The sequence below is a fragment of the Streptomyces panacea genome, assembly GCF_040560175.1.
GTDB lineage: Bacteria > Actinomycetota > Actinomycetes > Streptomycetales > Streptomycetaceae > Streptomyces > Streptomyces panacea.
Genome location: NZ_JARJHW010000060.1, coordinates 20,630 through 37,731, shown reverse-complemented (window position 1 = coordinate 37,731; position 17,102 = coordinate 20,630). Strand labels below are relative to the sequence as shown.

Here is a 17,102-nt window from a genome sequence, read left to right as displayed (position 1 = left end):
ACAGGTCCGGGGCGGTCGTACGGCTGCCGGGCGGCGGGCGCCTCGTACTGGAGGAGCCGCTGGACCCGGTGGGCACCCGGCTGTGGTGGGCGCGGGTGGCCGGCGGGGACGTGGCGGGGCTGCTGCGGCGCCACGGCCGGCCCATCCGCTACGGGTACACGGAGCGGGACCAGCCGCTCTCGGCGTACCAGACGGTCTTCGCGCTCCCCTCCCCCGACGGGTCGGGCTCGGCGGAGATGCCGAGCGCGGGCCGGCCGTTCACCGCCCGGCTGGTGGCGGAGCTGGTGAGCCGGGGCGTGCAGTTCGCGCCGATCAGGCTGGACACGGGGGTGGCGTCGGCGGAGGCGCACGAGCCGCCGTACCCGGAGCGCTTCGAGGTGCCGGCGGCGACGGCCCGGCTGGTGAACGCCGCGAAGGCCGGCCCCGGCGGCGGGCGGATCGTCGCCGTCGGGACGACGGCCGTACGGGCGCTGGAGTCGGCGGCCGGTCCCGGCGGGACCGTGCGGGCGGCGTCGGGCTGGACGGATCTGGTGGTCACGCCGCGGCGCGGGGTGCGCGTCGTCGACGGGCTGCTGACCGGGCTGCACGAGCCCGAGGCCTCGCACCTGCTGATGCTGGAGGCCATCGCCGGACGACAGGCGCTGGAGTGCGCCTACACCGAGGCGCTACGGCATCTCTACCTCTGGCACGAGTTCGGCGACGTCCACCTCGTCCTCCCGGACGAGACCGCTCACTCTCCGAGTTGCGCCAGCAACTTCTGGTGAGAACAGCCCGGGCCAATGTGACGCCGCACATAGGACCCAGATCACTTACGAAGGTACGTAGTGGACATATCGACCGGCATAAATGGGGCGTGAGCGGGTAGCGAGGTGTCTCTTTTGCACCTCTTTCAACTACCACGGGTCGTACATCCCACCTTTGCCACATGTTTTTGCTGCCGCTAAGAATTGCATCCGTCGCCGCCGAAGAAAGGCACCTGGCCGACCGGCCTCCGCGACTCCCGCTATTCGAAGAGGTATGTCGTATGACCGCGTCCAGCACCCCTGGCAACCGTCTGAACAAGAGCCACAAGCTCTCGATCGCCGGCGTGACAGTCGTCGCCGCCGCGGCCGTCTCTCTCTCCTTGGTCCCGGGCAACACATCCGCCGAAGCCGAGGGCAAGGGCAAGGCCGTAGCCGGCTCCGTGTCCACCGCGCCGATGGCGTGGAGCGCCTCGAGCAACGGCGGCCAGGCCTCATCCGTGCACGAGAGCCTGACCAAGCAGCACAGCATCGCCGACCGCGTCGCGGAGATTCACGCGAAACAGCAGTCGACGGCGAAGGCGAAGGCCGCCAAGGCCGACGCCAAGGAAACGGCCGCGGCGAAGGCGAAGAAGCGCGCCGCCGAGAAGGCGAAGGCCAACCGCTCCGCCGACCGCAAGCCCACCTACGCGAACAACCTGAACGGATGGATCAAGGAAGCCCTGTCCATCATGAAGAAGGAGAAGATCCCCGGCACGTACGAGGGTCTGCACCGCAACATCATCCGTGAGTCCAGCGGTGACCCGCGTGCGATCAACAACTGGGACATCAACGCCAAGAACGGCGTCCCGTCGATCGGCCTGCTCCAGGTGATCAAGCCGACCTTCGACACGTACCACGTCAAGGGCACGCCCGACAGCCAGTACCACCCCGTCGCCAACATCGTGGCCGCGGCCAACTACGCCGCCGACCGCTACGGCACGATCGACAACGTCGACAGCGCGTACTGAGCCGCTGCCGCCGTACGACAGGCCGTAGGCCCCCGCACGACACGCACAGACGCCGGTGGGCGGCACCCCTTCACGGGGTGCCGCCCACCGGCGGCTTGCGTGTCCGACCTCGTCCGTCCGCGTTCTTCCGCGTTACTTGCGCATGACCTCCGGCTCGTGGCGGCGCAGCAACCGCGCCACCACGACCCCGCACGCGACTCCGATGAGCAGCAGAATCGTCAGGTTGAAGCCCCACTGCGCCACCGAGTGGTCCCAGAGCGGGTCCAGGTCGTTGGGGCTCTTGGGCTCCCACGGCGGCATCAGATGCGCCAGGTCGAGGGTCGAGCCGGCGCCGGCGATCGCCCAGCGCGAGGGCATCAGCCAGGCGAACTGCTCCAGGCCGGGCGAACCGTAGACCTGGAAGAGCGTGCCGGTGAAGACGACCTGGACGATCGCGAACATGACCAGCAGCGGCATGGTCTTCTCGGAGGTCTTCACCAGCGAGGAGATCACCAGACCGAACATCATCGACGTGAAGCCCAGCGCGATGATCACGACGCACATCTCGACGGCCGGCGGCATGAGCAGGCCCTCGTCGGGCAGCGCGCGCGGCGCGAAGCCGATCCCGCAGAGGATCACACCCTGGAACGCCGTGATCACCCCGAGCACGATGACCTTGGACATCAGATACGCCGAGCGGGAGAGGCCGGTGGCCCGTTCCCGTTCGTAGATGACCCGTTCCTTGATCAGTTCCCGGACGGAGTTCGCCGACCCCGAGAAGCACATGCCGACCGCGAGGACCAGCAGGATCGTCCCGGCCTTGCCGTTGAACCTGGCGGGCGCCTCGGGCGGTCCCAGACCGTACTCGGCCGGGATCACGACGCTCACCACGCCGATGACGGCGGGCAATATCACCATCAGGGCGAGGAAACCGCGGTCGGAGGCGAGCACCGAGGTGTAGCGGCGGATCAGCGTCCACAGCTGGGAGCCCCAGCTCTGGGGCTTCGGCGGGCGCATCTGCTGCGGCGACGGCATGTGGACCGACTGCGCGGCGACGGCGTCGATGTCGGCGGCGTACATCTGGTAGTGCTGCGAGCCGCGCCAGCGGCCCGCCCAGTCGTAGTCGCGGTAGTTCTCGAAGGCCGAGAAGACATCGGCCCAGGTGGTGTAGCCGAAGAAGTTGAGCGCCTCCTCCGGCGGTCCGAAGTACGCGACCGAGCCGCCGGGCGCCATGACGAGCAGCTTGTCGCAGATCGCCAGCTCGGCCACGGAGTGGGTGACGACCAGGACCGTACGGCCGTCGTCGGCGAGGCCGCGCAGGAGCTGCATGACGTCGCGGTCCATGCCCGGGTCGAGACCGGAGGTCGGCTCGTCCAGGAAGATCAGCGACGGCTTGGTCAGCAGTTCGAGGGCGACGGAGACGCGCTTGCGCTGGCCGCCGGAGAGCGAGGTGACCCGCTTCTCCTTGTGGATGTCGAGCTTCAGCTCGCGCAGCACCTCGTCGATACGGGCCTCGCGCTCGGACTCGGCGGTGTCACCGGGGAACCGGAGCTTGGCCGCGTACTTGAGCGCCTTCCGTACGGTCAGCTCCTTGTGCAGGATGTCGTCCTGCGGGACCAGACCGATGCGCTGGCGCAGCTCGGCGAACTGCTTGTACAGATTCCTGTTGTCGTACAGGACGTCGCCCTCGTTGGCGGGCCGGTAGCCGGTGAGCGCCTTGAGGAGCGTGGACTTGCCGGAGCCCGAGGGGCCGATGACCGCGATGAGCGACTTCTCGGGGACGCCGAAGGAGACGTCCTTGAGGATCTGCTTGCCACCGTCGACCGTCACCGTGAGGTGGCGGGCGGAGAACGAGACCTCACCGGTGTCGACGAACTCTTCCAGCCGGTCTCCGACCAGGCGGAAGGTCGAGTGACCGACGCCCACGATGTCGTTCGGGCCGATGAGCGCCGTACCGGACTTGGTGATCGGCTGACCGTTGACGTACGTGCCGTTGTGGGATCCGAGGTCGCGGATCTGGAAACGGCCGTCGGGCGTCGAGGTGAACTCGGCGTGCAGACGGGAGACCTGGAGGTCGGAGACGACCAGTTCGTTCTCCAGCGCACGGCCGATGCGCATCACCCGGCCGAGAGCCACCTGGTGGAAGGTGGTCGGGCTGCGGTCCCCGTACACCGGCGGCGCCCCCGCCGCGCCACCGATGCCCGAACCGCCATGACCACCGGGACCGCCGGCACCGGGGCCCCCCGGCCCCGCGTGCTGCCGCGGTACGTGACCGTGCTGAGGTTGCTGCTGCTGTGGGGGCGGCTGCTGCTGCTGTTGCTGGGGCGGCCAGCCCTGTTGCTGAGGAGGCTGCTGCTGAGGGGCCCATCCGGGGCTGCCCTGCTGCTGCGGCTGCGCGGGCGCGTGCTGCGGCTGCGGCGCCTGGGCCTGCTGGGGCGGTGTGCCCTGGGCCTGATGGGCACCGGCCGCCGCGCCGTTGAGATTCAGCCGCGGTCCGTCGGTCGCGTTGCCGAGATGTACAGCGGTACCAGGACCGATTTCCATCTGGTGGATCCGCTGGCCCCGCACATAGGTGCCGTTGGTGCTGCCGTGGTCCTCAATCGCCCAACTACGGCCCCCCCAGCTGATGGTGGCGTGACGCCACGAGACCCGGGCGTCATCGATCACCAGGTCGCCCTGCGGATCACGTCCCAGGGTGTATGACCTGGACTGGTCGAGCGTCCAGGTCCTTCCGTTCATTTCAAGTACGAGTTCCGGCACTCCATGCCCCACTGGTTGTCCCCCGGGTTACTCCCCATCACGGGGAGTCTAGGGATGGCGAACATCGTGGGGAACTATTTCAGGCCCGCCCCCTTATACGAAAGTCAGGCCTCGGAGAAGACCGCGAAATCCCCTCCGGGGCGCGTCGAAACGTAAGTGAAGGGGCTCAAATCCCACCAGCGGGGCGCGTCCGGGGTACGCGTTCGGGGACATGTCCGCGGACGCGCCCTCGGACGTGTGTCCGGTACGCGGGACGCCGAGTCGCCCCACGCGTCACGCCCGATACGGTGGTAACACCATGAGCGCATCGCAGCCCCGTCAGACCACTGACGCCGCCCCCACGCTTCTCGTCAAGATCTTCGGGAAGGACCGCCCGGGGATCACCGCCGGCCTCTTCGACACCCTCGCCGCCTACTCCCTCGACGTCATAGACATCGAGCAGGTCGTCACCCGTGGCCGTATCGTCCTGTGCGCGCTCGTCACCGCGCCGGACACCGGCGCCGAGGGCGAGCTGCGCGCGACCGTCCACAGCTGGGCCGAGTCCCTGAAGCTCCAGGCCGAGATCATCTCCGGGACCGGCGACAACAGGCCGCGCGGCAGCGGCCGTTCCCATGTCACCGTGCTCGGACATCCGCTGTCCGCCGAGTCGACGGCGGCCATCGCCGCCCGTATCACCTCGACGGGCGGGAACATCGACCGTATCTTCCGGCTGGCGAAGTACCCGGTCACGGCGGTGGAGTTCGCCGTGTCGGGCACGGAGACCGAACCGCTGCGCACCGCGCTGGCCACCGAGGCCGCCGAGATCGGCGTCGACGTGGCCGTCGTCTCGGCCGGGCTGCACCACCGGGCGCAGCGCCTGGTCGTCATGGACGTCGACTCGACCCTCATCCAGGACGAGGTCATCGAGCTGTTCGCCGCGCACGCGGGCTGCGAGGAGCAGGTCGCCGAGGTGACGGCCAGGGCCATGGCGGGCGAGCTGGACTTCGAGCAGTCGCTGCACGCCCGCGTGGCGCTGCTGGCCGGACTCGACGCGTCGGTGGTGGAGAAGGTACGCACGGAGGTACGGCTCACGCCCGGCGCCCGCACCCTGATCCGTACGCTCAAGCGGCTCGGCTACCAAGTGGGCGTCGTGTCCGGCGGGTTCACCCAGGTGACCGACGGGCTGAAGGACCAGCTCGGGCTGGACTTCGCCTCGGCGAACACGCTGGAGATCGTGGACGGGAAGCTCACCGGGCGCGTCGTGGGCGAGATCGTCGACCGGGCGGGCAAGGCCCGGCTGCTGCGACGGTTCGCCGCGGAGGCCGGGGTGCCGCTGTCCCAGACGGTGGCGATCGGCGACGGGGCCAACGACCTCGACATGCTGAACGCGGCGGGGCTGGGGGTCGCGTTCAACGCCAAGCCGGTGGTGCGCAGGGCCGCGCACACGGCGGTGAACGTGCCGTTCCTGGACACGGTGCTGTATCTGCTGGGGATCACGCGCGAAGAGGTCGAAGAGGTGGAGGCCGCGGAGGCGGAGACGGGACCGGTCGCGGGTCCCTCCGACCGACCCGGCGGCCCTGACGTCCGGCCCGCCCTCTGACGAGCGAGAAGGAAGCCCCGGCACGCACACCGTGCCGGGGCTCTGTCCGTAAGGGAGTTGGGGCGGTCGGGGGTCGTGACTCGCGTCAGTCGTGCGGGGCCCAGTATTCGAGCAGCGTCCCCACGTCGGGCTCCACGGTCTTCCACGAGCCGGTGAAACCGATGACGGCGAACGCCGAGGTCGGGAACGCGCTCGCGGTCAGCCGGCCCAGGGCGTCGCCCTCGGCGCGGGCCGAGAGCGCGTCGGCGAGGGCGTGCATGCCGGGGTTGTGGCCGATCAGGAGGAGGTCGTTCACCTCGTCCGACGTCTCGGTGAGCAGCGCGAGGAGATCGCCGAGCGTGGCGTCGTACAGCCGGTCCTCATAGACGGTCCTGGGCCGGTGCGGCAACTCGTGCACCGCCAGCTTCCAGGTCTCGCGCGTACGGGCCGCCGTCGAACAGAGAGCCAGGTCGACGGCGATACCGGTCTCCGCGAGCCGCCGACCGGCCACCGGGGCGTCCGCGCGGCCTCGCTCGGCGAGCGGCCGCTCGTGGTCGGCCACCTCGGGCCAGTCGGCCTTCGCGTGCCGGAGTAGGACAATCCTGCGGGGTGTTTCGACGCTCATGCATCCCAGCTTCGCATGAAATGCGCCGTCGGGCGCGGGGTGTTGGAGGGGTCGCCCGCGACGGGTGACGCGGTCGGCGACCACGCTACCGGGAGAGGGTCTGCTGAATCTGGATCACCACATGGCCGACGCCGGGCTCACCGGCGGAGGCCGCGGCCTGGCCGGGTCCGGCCATCAGCAGCAGCAGCGCGGCGAACGCGAGGGCCGGGAGCACGACGGCCCACCAGGGGAGACGGATGTCGACGCCGTGGGCGGACGGGCGGTGGGACCGGGTGTGCGTAGGGGCCGGCATGGCCGCCTCCGTAGGTCTGCGGTTGAGGTACCTCAAAACTACGGATCACCGGCCCGGCCTCCCATCCGGAGACCCACCCACTTGACCCTGACCCTGGCCCCCTAGGGGAGGGTGGTGCCAGCACCACCCTCCCTTTTCTTTGGGGGCTCACTCGCCGAAGGCATCGGGGTGCTGAGGGGACGGGGGCGTCAGGGGGAGGCGATCGAGGCGATGACGGCGATCACGACCATGATGCCGATGATCGTGCCGAACATCAGCAGGAGTTTCTTCTGGCCGTTCTGGGGATTCGGATCAAGGACTGGCATGCGCCCAGTTTCTCATCTCAGCACTCGTCCTCGATCGTCCGGTCCCGGCCCGCGAGGACCCCCAGAATGATCTGCGGCACCATCAGCCCGCCCATGAGCGTGATGGGCAGTTCCCAGCCGCCGCTGTGCTGGTAGAGCACGCCCACCAGCAGCGGCCCCGGAATGGAGATCAGATAGCCGGTGCTCTGTGCGAAGGCGGACAGCCGTACGACCCCGGCGCCGGTCCTCGCGCGCATGCCGATCATCGTGAGCGCCAGCGGGAAGGCGCAGTTGGAGATGCCCAGCAGCACCGCCCACACCCAGGCCCCGGCGGCGGGCGCCAGAAAGAGCCCCGCGTAGCCGGTGAGACCGCAGGCGCCCAGGGCGATGACGATCGGGCCCTGGTTCTTCATACGGGTGGCCAGCCGCGGGATCACGAAGGCCAGCGGCACGCCCATCACCATCGTGACGGCGAGCAGCAGTCCCGCCGTACCGGCCGAGACCCCCGCGTCGCGGAAGATCTGCGGCATCCAGCCCATGGTGATGTACGCGCCCGTCGCCTGGAGCCCGAAGAAGCAGCCGAGCGCCCAGGCGGTACGGCTGCGGGCGATCCTCGGTGCCGACGCCGGGACCGGCCCGGGCTCCCGCCGGCGCCCCACGTCGGCCGTGGCCGCCGCGCTCCGCCGGTCGCGTACAAGGAGCGCGGCCCAGGGCAGGACGGCGACGGCGGCGACCACGGCCCACAGACCGAGGCCCAGTCGCCAACTGCCGCCCAGCGCGGCGGTCATGGGCACGGTCGCGGCCGCCGCCACGGCGGTGCCGGCGGACAGCGACATCGAGTAGAGGCCGGTCATGGTGCCGACCCGGTCGGGGAAGTACCGCTTCACGATCACCGGCATCAGCACGTTACTGACGGCTATGCCCATCAGCGCGAGCGCGCTCGCCGCGAGGAAGGCGGCCGTGCCGTGGGTGAAGGGGCGGATCAGCAGACCCGCCGTGATGGCCACCATGCCCGCGCAGACGACGGCGCCGGGCCCGAAGCGGCGGGCGAGGCGCGGGGCCGTGATGCCGAAGACGGCGAAGCAGAGCGCGGGTACGGAGGTGAGGACCCCGGCGACGCTGCCGCTCATATGGAGTCCGACGCGTACGTCTTCGAGGAGCGCGCCGAGGCTGGTGATGGCGGGGCGGAGATTGACGGCGGCGAGGACGAGTCCCACGACGAGAAGCCGGGTCAGCCACCCGGTCGTCCGGGGTGAGGGTGACGGCGCGGGAGGGTCGGCGGGCGGGGGCGCGGCGTGCTCACGGGGCGCGAGTGGGGTCGTGGTCTCGTCAAGCATGGGACCATCATAGAATCATGGGATGATTGGTTGTCCAATCCGCCCGCGGTAATCCGCCGGCGGTAATCTCCCACGACGATCTCCCGACGACAGACTCCCGACGTCCTCCCCGGCACCGAGAACCTGGAGCACCATGGCCCTGACCTCTCCCCGGCGATCCGCGCTCTCCGATCAGGTGATCACCGAGCTGCGGAAACAGATCACGTCGGGCGAATGGCCGGTGGGCTCACGCATCCCCACCGAGCCCGAGCTGGTCGAGCAGCTCAAAGTGGCCCGTAACACCGTCCGCGAGGCCGTCCGCGCGCTGGCACACAACGGGCTCCTGGACATCCGGCAGGGCTCGGGAACCTATGTCATCGCCACGAGCGAGCTGGCCGGTGTGATGCACCGCCGGTTCGCCGACGCCGACGCCCGGCACATCGCGGAGGTGCGCTCCACCCTTGAGGCCTCGGCGGCGCGGCTGGCGGCCGAGCGGCGTACGGAGCGGGACGTACGGCAGCTGGAGACGCTGCTGGCGCGCCGCGAGGAGGCGTGGGCGGGCGGGGACGCCGAGCTGTTCGTGGCCGCGGACGCGACGCTGCACCTGGCGGTGGTCGCGGCCTCGCACAACGAGGTGCTCACCGCGCTCTACGCGGACCTGAGCGAGCTGCTGCGGGACGGGCTGCGCGCCGATGTGGGGTGTGAGCTGCGGCCGGCGTTCCATCTGGACCACGCGCGGCTGGTGGCGGCGATCGGGGCCGGGGACGCGGAGACGGCGGGCACGGAGGCGGCGAGCCACGCCTTCACCTGCCTCCGCGAGACGGCCTGACGGCGGCCTGGAGGCGACAGCGAGGGGAGGGTCCGGTCAGGGCGTGACGCGCTCGTGGCTGACCCAGGCCGATTCGACTTCCTTCCAGCAGCGCCCGGCGAGCCGGGCGTAACCGGCGGCCCCTGCCTCGGCGGGGGCGCTGTCGGAGTCGACGTCCCACCAGCGCGCGCACTCGATGTGCAGCTGGACGCGGTCGGTCCCGGGGTACGGGTTGTGGCAGAACACGGTCACCAGGGAGCCCTCGGTCGTCGTACGGCAGGAGGCTCCGAACGGGTCGCGCTCACGTTCGCCGCCGTCATCGTCACTGTCGGCGTCCGCCGCCACCCGATCGGCGCCGGTCACGCCCGCCGCCGAGGTCCCGGCCACCGGGGGCGGCGACTCGTCCCGTACGACGGCGGTGACGGCGAGGCCCACCACGATCAGCACCGCGACCGTCAGTGAGGCAGCCGCCTTGCGTGCTCTCCGGTACACAGCGACACCTCCTCCCCGATCAGTGTGCGGGGATTCGTCGCGCTTCTCGACTCGGACGGACACGGACGGTGACCGAACGCGATCCGCGACGCGAACGCACGAAGCCGCGTGACCACCGGACGGCGGTCACGCGGCTCCAGGTCGTGCGGGTCGTGCGGGTCGTGAATCCTTCGGTCAGGCACCCATCATGTGGACGCCGCCGTCGACGTGCACGATCTCGCCCGTCGTCTTCGGGAAGAAGTCCGACAGCAGCCCGACGACGCCGCGGCCCGTCGGCTCCGGGTCGGACAGGTCCCACCCGATCGGCGCGCGGTGGTTCCACACGTCCGCCAGCTCCTCGAAGCCCGGGATGGACTTGGCGGCCATCGACCTGAGCGGGCCGGCCGAGATGAGGTTGCAGCGGATGTTCTGGGCGCCCAGGTCACGCGCGAGATAGCGGTTGGTGGATTCGAGCGCCGCCTTGGCGATGCCCATCCAGTCGTACTTGGGCCAGGCGAACTGCGCGTCGAAGGTGAGCCCGACGATCGAGCCGCCGCGCTCCATCAGCGGCAGGCAGGCCATGGTCAGCGACTTGAGCGAGTACGCCGAGACATGCACGGCCGTGCCGACGTCCTCCCACTCCGCCTCCAGGAAGTTGAAGACTCCCTGCGGGCCGAAGGCGATCGAGTGCACGACGCCGTCGAGGCTCGCGCCCTCGCCCTGGTGCTCACGGATCCGGTCCGCGAGGGAGTCCAGGTGCTCCTGGTTGGTGACGTCCACCTCGATGACCGGGGCGGGCTTGGGCAGCCTCTTCGCGATGCGCTCCACGAGCGAGAGACGTCCGAAGCCGGTGAGGATGACCTCCGCACCCTCTTCCTGCGCGACCTTGGCCGCGTGGAAGGCGATGGAGGAGTCGGTGAGGACCCCGGTGACGAGAATGCGCTTGCCGGCGAGGATTCCACTCATGTGATCAGTGACCCATGCCCAATCCGCCGTCAACGGGAATGACGGCTCCAGTGATGTACGCGGCGTCGTCCGAGGCAAGGAAACGCACCGTGGCCGCGATCTCCTCGGGCTGGGCGTAACGGCCGAGGGGGACATTGGCGACGATGGTCTTGCGCTGCTCGTCGGTGAGGACCCGGGTCATGTCGGTGTCGACGAAACCGGGCGCGACGACGTTGAACGTGATGTTGCGCGAGCCGAGTTCACGTGCGAGCGAGCGGGCGAAGCCGACCAGCCCGGCCTTGGAGGCCGCGTAGTTGGCCTGCCCGGCCGAGCCGAGGAGCCCGACGACCGAGGAGATCAGCACGACCCGGCCCTTCTTGGCCCGCAGCATGCCGCGGTTGGCGCGCTTGACGACGCGGAAGGTGCCCGTGAGGTTGGTGTCGAGGACGGAGGTGAAGTCCTCCTCGGACATCCGCATCAGCAACTGGTCCTTGGTCACACCGGCGTTGGCGACCAACACCTCCACAGGACCGTGCGTCTCCTCGATCTCCTTGTAGGCCTGCTCCACCTGCTCGGCGTCGGTGATGTCGCACCGGACAGCCAGGCAACCCGACTCCGTCAGGACCTTGGGCGGTTCGCCCGTGCGGTAAGTGATGGCGACCTTGTCGCCGTTGCCTGCGAACGCCAGGGCAATGGCAAGACCGATGCCCCGATTTCCTCCGGTGACGAGAACCGAGCGGCTCAACAGAGCACCTTTCGTAGCTGTCTGGTACTGGCAAAACCTATCGGTCGCGGCGGCGGTCCGTGGACTCGGGCATTGACAGCGCCTCGGTACGGTCGCTGTGGGGTCCCTACATAAACGCGGCGGGACCGCGCTCCGTACCGCATGATTCACTGCGGACACCTTTACCGAGGCGTGTGAAAGGGAGGCCGACGTGCCCCATGAGGTCGATCAGTCGTTTCTGGCACTGCCGCTGAGGGCGCTCGCCGACGCGGCGCTCGCCAGGGCGCGGGCGCTCGGCGCCGATCATGCCGACTTCCGGTTCGAGCGGGTACGGAGCGCGGCCTGGCGGCTGCGGGACGCCAAGCCCGCCGGGTCGTCGGACTCCACCGATGTCGGGTACGCGGTCCGCGTGGTGCACGGCGGCGCGTGGGGGTTCGCGTCCGGGGTCGACCTGACGATGGACGCGGCGGCCAGGGTCGCCGGACAGGCCGTGGCGATGGCCAAGTTGTCGGCGAAGGTGATCGCGGCGGCGGGTTCGGACGAGCGGGTGGAGCTGGCCGACGAGCCGGTGCACGCGGAGAAGACCTGGGTGTCGGCGTACGACATCGACCCGTTCGAGGTACCCGACGAGGACAAGACGGGGCTTCTCGCGGAGTGGAGCGCGCGGCTGCTGCGCGGGGAGGGCGTCGCGCATGTGGACGCCTCGCTGCTGACCGTCCACGAGAACAAGTTCTACGCGGACACGGCGGGCACCGTCACCACGCAGCAGCGCGTCAGGCTGCACCCGCAGCTCTCGGCGGTCGCCGTGGACGGCGAGAGCGGCGAGTTCGACTCGATGCGCACGATCGCCCCGCCGGCCGGCCGGGGCTGGGAGTATCTGACGGGCACCGGCTGGGACTGGGACTCGGAGCTGGAGCGGATCCCGGCGCTGCTCGCCGAGAAGATGCGCGCGCCGGGCGTGGAGGCGGGGACGTACGACCTGGTGGTCGACCCGTCGAACCTCTGGCTGACGATCCACGAGTCGATCGGGCACGCGACGGAGCTGGACCGGGCGCTCGGGTACGAGGCGGCGTACGCCGGGACGTCCTTCGCCACCTTCGACCAGCTGGGGAAGCTGGCGTACGGCTCGTCGATCATGAATGTGACGGGTGACCGGACGGCGGAGCACGGGCTGGCGACGATCGGGTACGACGACGAGGGTGTCGAGGCCCAGTCGTGGGACCTCGTCAAGGACGGCACGCTCGTCGGCTACCAGCTGGACCGGCGGATCGCGAAGCTCACGGGCTTCGACCGCTCCAACGGCTGCGCGTACGGCGACTCCCCTGGCCATGTGCCGGTGCAGCGCATGGCGAACGTGTCGCTGAAACCGGATCCGGGCGGTCTCGGCACGGAGGATCTGATCGGCGGGGTGGAGCGCGGGATCTATGTGGTGGGCGACCGTTCGTGGTCGATCGACATGCAGCGCTACAACTTCCAGTTCACCGGGCAGCGGTTCTTCCGGATCGAGAACGGCAAGCTGGCCGGACAGCTGCGGGACGTCGCCTACCAGGCGACGACGACGGACTTCTGGGGCTCGATGGAGGCGGTCGGCGGACCGCAGACGTATGTGCTCGGCGGCGCCTTCAACTGCGGCAAGGCCCAGCCGGGCCAGGTCGCGGCGGTCTCACACGGCTGCCCGTCGGCCCTGTTCCGCGGTGTGAACATCCTCAACACGACGCAGGAGGCCGGACGATGAGCACGAGCAGCAAGCCGCACGAGATCGTCGAGCGGGCCCTCGAACTGTCGACCGCCGACGGCTGCGTGGTCATCGCCGACGAGCATTCGACCGCCAACCTCCGCTGGGCGGGCAACGCGCTGACGACGAACGGCCTGACCCGGGGCCGTACGCTCACCGTCATCGCGACCGTCGACGGCAAGGAGGGCACCGCCTCCGGTGTGGTGTCGCGATCCGCCGTCACCGCCCACGAGTTGGAGCCGCTGGTGCGCGCCGCCGAGGCCGCCGCCCGTGGCGCGGGCCCCGCCGAGGACGCCCGGCCGCTCGTCGTGGCCGGGCCGGTGTCGGAGGACTTCACCGACGAGCCCGCCGAGACGACGTCGGCTGTCTTCGCGGACTTCGCGCCCGCGCTCGGTGAGTCCTTCGCCCGCGCCAGGGCCGGCGGCCGTGAGCTGTACGGCTTCGCGAACCATGAGCTGACGTCGACGTATCTCGGTACGTCCACGGGTGTACGGCTGCGCCATGACCAGCCCAACGGCACGCTGGAGCTGAACGCCAAGTCCCCCGACCGGTCGCGGTCGGCCTGGGCGGGGCGGGCGACGCGTGACTTCAAGGATGTCGATCCGGCGGCGCTCGACGCGGAGCTGGCGAAGCGCCTGGCCTGGGCGGAGCGCCGGATCGAGCTGCCCGCCGGCCGGTACGAGACGCTGCTGCCGCCCACCGCGGTGGCCGATCTGCTGATCTACCAGCTGTGGTCGTCCTCCGCCCGGGACGCGGCCGAGGGCCGTACGGTCTTCTCCAAGCCCGGCGGCGGCACCCGCGTCGGTGACACCCTCGCCGAGCTGCCGCTGTCCTTGCGCAGCGACCCGAACGAACCGGGCCTGGAATCCGCCCCGTTCGTGATCGCGCACGCGTCGGGCGACGACTCGTCGGTGTTCGACAACGGCCTGCCGCTGACGGCGACCGACTGGATCCGGGACGGGAAGCTGGACCGGCTGATCACCACCCGGCACAGCGCGGAGCTGACCGGGCTGCCGCTCGCGCCGCCGGTCGACAACCTGATCCTCGACGGCGGCGGTGAGCGCTCGCTGGAGGAGATGGTGGCCGGTACCACGCGCGGGCTGCTGCTGACCTGCCTGTGGTACATCCGCGAGGTCGACCCGGCCACGCTGCTGCTGACGGGGCTGACCCGCGACGGCGTCTACCTCGTGGAGAACGGCGAGGTCGTCGGCGAGGTGAACAACTTCCGCTTCAACGAGTCGCCGATCGGCCTGCTGTCGCGGGCGTCGGAGGCCGGCCGGACGGAGAAGACGCTGCCGCGCGAGTGGGGCGACTACTTCACCCGGGCCGCGATGCCCGCGCTGCGGGTGCCGGATTTCAACATGAGTTCGGTCAGCCGGGGCGTATAACCTCGGGGGCGTTCCGTCGTCACGGACGCCGGACGGACCTCATTCACCGAAGGAGACGCGAGAAACGTGACGGATATCGTCGAGGAGCTGCGGTGGCGCGGGCTGATCGCCCTGTCCACCGACGAGGACGCATTGCGCAAGGCGTTCGCGGACGGCCCCGTCACGTTCTATTGCGGCTTCGACCCGACCGCGCCCAGCCTGCACCTGGGGAATCTGGTCCAGATCCTCACCATGCGCCGGATCCAGCTGGCGGGGAACCGTCCGCTGGGTCTGGTCGGCGGGGCCACGGGTCTGATCGGCGACCCCAAGCCGAACTCGGAGCGCACGCTGAACGCGCCCGAGGTCGTCGGCGAGTGGGTGGAGCGGCTGCGCGGGCAGATCGAGCGGTACCTGGACTTCGACGGTCCGCACGCCGCGACCATGGTCAACAACCTGGACTGGACGTCGGGTCTGTCGGCGATCAGCTTCCTGCGCGACATCGGGAAGTACTTCCGGGTCAACAAGATGATCGCGAAGGAGGCGGTCGCGCGGCGGCTGAACTCCGACGCGGGCATCAGCTACACCGAGTTCAGCTACCAGATCCTCCAGGGCATGGACTTCCTGGAGCTGAACCGGCGCTACGGCTGCACGTTGCAGACCGGCGGCAGTGACCAGTGGGGCAACCTCACGGCGGGTACGGACCTGATCCACCGGGTCGAGCCCGACGCGTCGGTGCACGCCCTGGCGACCCCGCTGATCACGAAGGCCGACGGCACCAAGTTCGGCAAGACGGAGTCCGGCACGATCTGGCTGGACGCGGAGCGGACGACACCGTACGCGTTCTACCAGTTCTGGCTGAACGCGGACGACCGGGACGTCTCGAAGTTCCTGCGGATCTTCAGCTTCAAGTCCCGTGCGGAGATCGAGGAGTTGGAGAAGCTGACGGAGGAGCGTCCGCAGGCCCGGGCGGCGCAGCGCGCGCTGGCCGAGGAGCTGACGACGCTGGTCCACGGCGCCGATCAGTGCGCGGGTGTGGTCGCGGCGTCGAAGGCGCTGTTCGGCCAGGGCGAGCTGACCGGGCTGGACGCGGCGACGCTGGCGGCGGCCCTGTCCGAGGTGCCGCACGCGCGGGTGGCGGAGCTGGCGCCGATGGTGGATCTGCTGACCGAGGTCGGGCTGGCGCCGAGCAAGTCGGCGGCCCGGCGGACGGTGAAGGAGGGCGGGGCGTACGTGAACAACGTCAAGGTCACGGACGCCGAAGCGGTACCGGACGCCGGGGAACTGCTGCACGGTCGCTGGCTGGTGCTGCGCCGGGGCAAGAAGAACCTGGCCGCGGTCGAGGTCACGGCGGACGCGGCTTCCTGACCCGGCGCCGGACAGCGGTACGGCCCGGTACGCGCGTGGCGTACCGGGCCGTACCGCTGTCCGCCCGCTATCGGGAGGCGGCCCGTTTCCTGTTGCCCCGGAACGACGACCAGAGCATGTCGCCCACTCCCACGACGATGACGGCGCCGATCAGCTGGAGCACATGCCGTGTCCAGTCGATGCCCTTGGTGTCCTCGACTCCCAGCCAGCCCGCGGCGGCGTTACCGAGGATGCTGCCCAGGATGCCGAAGACGGTCGTCAGCCACAGTGGGATCTGCTGCTTGCCGGGGATGATCGCTTTGGCGATCAGGCCCAGCACCAGGCCCACGATGATTGCCCACAGCCAGCTCATGGTCGCCTCCTCGTGCGGCGCGCTCTGCGCATGTGCGGCCAGTCTGGGTGTGCCCCATGTACGCCGCATGTGGAGCGGGGCCGTACGTGGCCGGGCGGGGACGCGGTCCCCCTCTCGTGGGTGGCGGACGGCGGGCGTAACGTTGAGCGGGTCCGGCGACAGGAGCGGCCGGCGAGGAAATCGGATGGTGGGTCGTGATGCGGAAGCAGCGCAGCGCCGAGGTCTTCCACATCACGGGAGCGAGGCGGGGGCTCGACGAGGACGTGCGCGGCAGACAGCGGCGCTATGTCATCTCCATGCTGGTGCGCACTCTCGGGATCATCCTGGCCGTCGTTCTGTGGAATGTTGAGCGGTATGTGGCGATTGCGGGCCTCGTGCTGGGTATCCTGCTGCCCTACGTGGCCGTCGTGTTCGCCAACGGAGGCCGGGAGAGGCCCCGTTCGCTGCCGTCGACGCATCTCACCCCGGAGGCCCGGCCGATGATCGCTCCCGCCCCCGTGGCGGGTGGAGCGGAATCCGACGCGCGGTCCGCGAACTACGAGCGGCCCGCTCCCCCGCGTGAGCGGGCATGAGCCGGACGGCCTCGAAGCTCAAGAAAAGCTCAGATCAATCATGAAGTTCCGGTGCACCTGACCCCATTCTCCGTGACATACTTTGTAGGCGCTCCGCATCCCCCGTCGGAGCGACGGACCGACGCCGGGCAGCTCCCCCCGTGGCTGCTCGGCGTCGCCTTTTTCGGGGCGTTTTCTCCCGGGATCGGATCGGGGCGTA

17 protein-coding genes are annotated in these 17,102 nt (G+C 69.9%); 8 read left to right on the top strand and 9 right to left on the bottom strand.

What is annotated here, in order from left to right:
• The coding region (locus P3L51_RS16745; protein WP_354606028.1) for an S-adenosylmethionine:tRNA ribosyltransferase-isomerase at positions 1-764 on the top strand (764 nt) is incomplete at its 5' end.
• 260 nt (positions 765-1,024) lie between these two features.
• The gene (locus tag P3L51_RS16740) at positions 1,025-1,750 is read left to right on the top strand and encodes a transglycosylase SLT domain-containing protein (RefSeq protein ID WP_354606027.1); all 726 of its coding nucleotides are present in this window, start codon (positions 1,025-1,027) and stop codon (positions 1,748-1,750) included.
• A 132-nt stretch (positions 1,751-1,882) separates the two neighbouring features.
• On the opposite strand, the gene P3L51_RS16735 is transcribed toward P3L51_RS16740, so the two are convergent.
• The gene (locus tag P3L51_RS16735) at positions 1,883-4,501 is read right to left on the bottom strand and encodes an ABC transporter ATP-binding protein/permease (RefSeq protein WP_435594467.1); all 2,619 of its coding nucleotides are present in this window, start codon (positions 4,499-4,501) and stop codon (positions 1,883-1,885) included.
• Between the two features lie 286 nt (positions 4,502-4,787).
• Here P3L51_RS16735 and serB point away from each other — a divergent pair, with 286 nt between their 5' ends.
• Complete coding sequence (gene serB / locus P3L51_RS16730) at positions 4,788-6,068, top strand: phosphoserine phosphatase SerB (protein WP_354606025.1); 1,281 nt, start codon at positions 4,788-4,790, stop codon at positions 6,066-6,068.
• Positions 6,069-6,153: 85 nt separating this feature from the next.
• On the opposite strand, the gene P3L51_RS16725 is transcribed toward serB, so the two are convergent.
• The 4 genes from P3L51_RS16725 to P3L51_RS16710 form a co-directional block, all read right to left on the bottom strand.
• A complete protein-coding gene (locus P3L51_RS16725) occupies positions 6,154-6,672 on the bottom strand; it encodes a SixA phosphatase family protein (RefSeq protein ID WP_354606024.1) in 519 nt (172 codons plus the stop codon).
• 85 nt (positions 6,673-6,757) lie between these two features.
• Complete coding sequence (locus P3L51_RS16720) at positions 6,758-6,964, bottom strand: hypothetical protein (RefSeq protein ID WP_354606023.1); 207 nt, start codon at positions 6,962-6,964, stop codon at positions 6,758-6,760.
• A 188-nt stretch (positions 6,965-7,152) separates the two neighbouring features.
• Positions 7,153-7,269 (bottom strand): SGM_5486 family transporter-associated protein, encoded by a 117-nt coding sequence (locus tag P3L51_RS16715; protein WP_023542633.1) that lies wholly within the window; start codon positions 7,267-7,269, stop codon positions 7,153-7,155.
• 17 nt (positions 7,270-7,286) lie between these two features.
• Positions 7,287-8,585: a CynX/NimT family MFS transporter gene (locus tag P3L51_RS16710; RefSeq protein WP_354606022.1), complete on the bottom strand. Its 1,299-nt coding sequence runs from the start codon at positions 8,583-8,585 to the stop codon at positions 7,287-7,289.
• Positions 8,586-8,718: 133 nt separating this feature from the next.
• On the opposite strand from P3L51_RS16710, the gene P3L51_RS16705 reads away from it, so the two are divergent.
• Positions 8,719-9,393, top strand: coding sequence for a FadR/GntR family transcriptional regulator (locus P3L51_RS16705; RefSeq protein ID WP_354606021.1), 675 nt, complete (start codon positions 8,719-8,721; stop codon positions 9,391-9,393).
• 36 nt (positions 9,394-9,429) lie between these two features.
• Here P3L51_RS16705 and P3L51_RS16700 read toward each other — a convergent pair whose 3' ends face one another.
• From P3L51_RS16700 to fabG, 3 genes are all read right to left on the bottom strand, one after another.
• Positions 9,430-9,864 carry a hypothetical protein gene (locus P3L51_RS16700; protein ID WP_354606020.1) on the bottom strand — a complete coding sequence of 145 codons (435 nt, stop codon included), beginning with the start codon at positions 9,862-9,864 and terminating at the stop codon, positions 9,430-9,432.
• A gap of 174 nt (positions 9,865-10,038) precedes the next feature.
• On the bottom strand, positions 10,039-10,809 hold the full coding sequence (gene fabI, locus P3L51_RS16695) for an enoyl-ACP reductase FabI (RefSeq protein ID WP_354606019.1): 771 nt from the start codon (positions 10,807-10,809) through the stop codon (positions 10,039-10,041).
• Between the two features lie 4 nt (positions 10,810-10,813).
• Entirely contained in the window at positions 10,814-11,533 is a 720-nt protein-coding gene (gene fabG / locus P3L51_RS16690; protein WP_354606018.1) for a 3-oxoacyl-[acyl-carrier-protein] reductase, read from the bottom strand.
• A 190-nt stretch (positions 11,534-11,723) separates the two neighbouring features.
• On the opposite strand from fabG, the gene P3L51_RS16685 reads away from it, so the two are divergent.
• The 3 genes from P3L51_RS16685 (at position 11,724) to tyrS (ending at position 15,979) form a co-directional block, all read left to right on the top strand.
• Positions 11,724-13,247, top strand: coding sequence for a TldD/PmbA family protein (locus tag P3L51_RS16685; RefSeq protein WP_354606017.1), 1,524 nt, complete (start codon positions 11,724-11,726; stop codon positions 13,245-13,247).
• On the top strand, positions 13,244-14,635 hold the full coding sequence (locus tag P3L51_RS16680) for a metallopeptidase TldD-related protein (protein ID WP_354606016.1): 1,392 nt from the start codon (positions 13,244-13,246) through the stop codon (positions 14,633-14,635). Before P3L51_RS16685 ends, P3L51_RS16680 begins: the two co-directional genes overlap by 4 nt.
• Before the next feature lie 66 nt (positions 14,636-14,701).
• Entirely contained in the window at positions 14,702-15,979 is a 1,278-nt protein-coding gene (tyrS, locus tag P3L51_RS16675; protein WP_354606015.1) for a tyrosine--tRNA ligase, read from the top strand.
• Positions 15,980-16,046: 67 nt separating this feature from the next.
• Here tyrS and P3L51_RS16670 read toward each other — a convergent pair whose 3' ends face one another.
• Positions 16,047-16,331: a GlsB/YeaQ/YmgE family stress response membrane protein gene (locus P3L51_RS16670; protein WP_354606014.1), complete on the bottom strand. Its 285-nt coding sequence runs from the start codon at positions 16,329-16,331 to the stop codon at positions 16,047-16,049.
• A 197-nt stretch (positions 16,332-16,528) separates the two neighbouring features.
• On the opposite strand from P3L51_RS16670, the gene P3L51_RS16665 reads away from it, so the two are divergent.
• A complete protein-coding gene (locus P3L51_RS16665; RefSeq protein WP_354606013.1) occupies positions 16,529-16,903 on the top strand; it encodes a DUF3099 domain-containing protein in 375 nt (124 codons plus the stop codon).
• Positions 16,904-17,102: the final 199 nt, after the last annotated feature.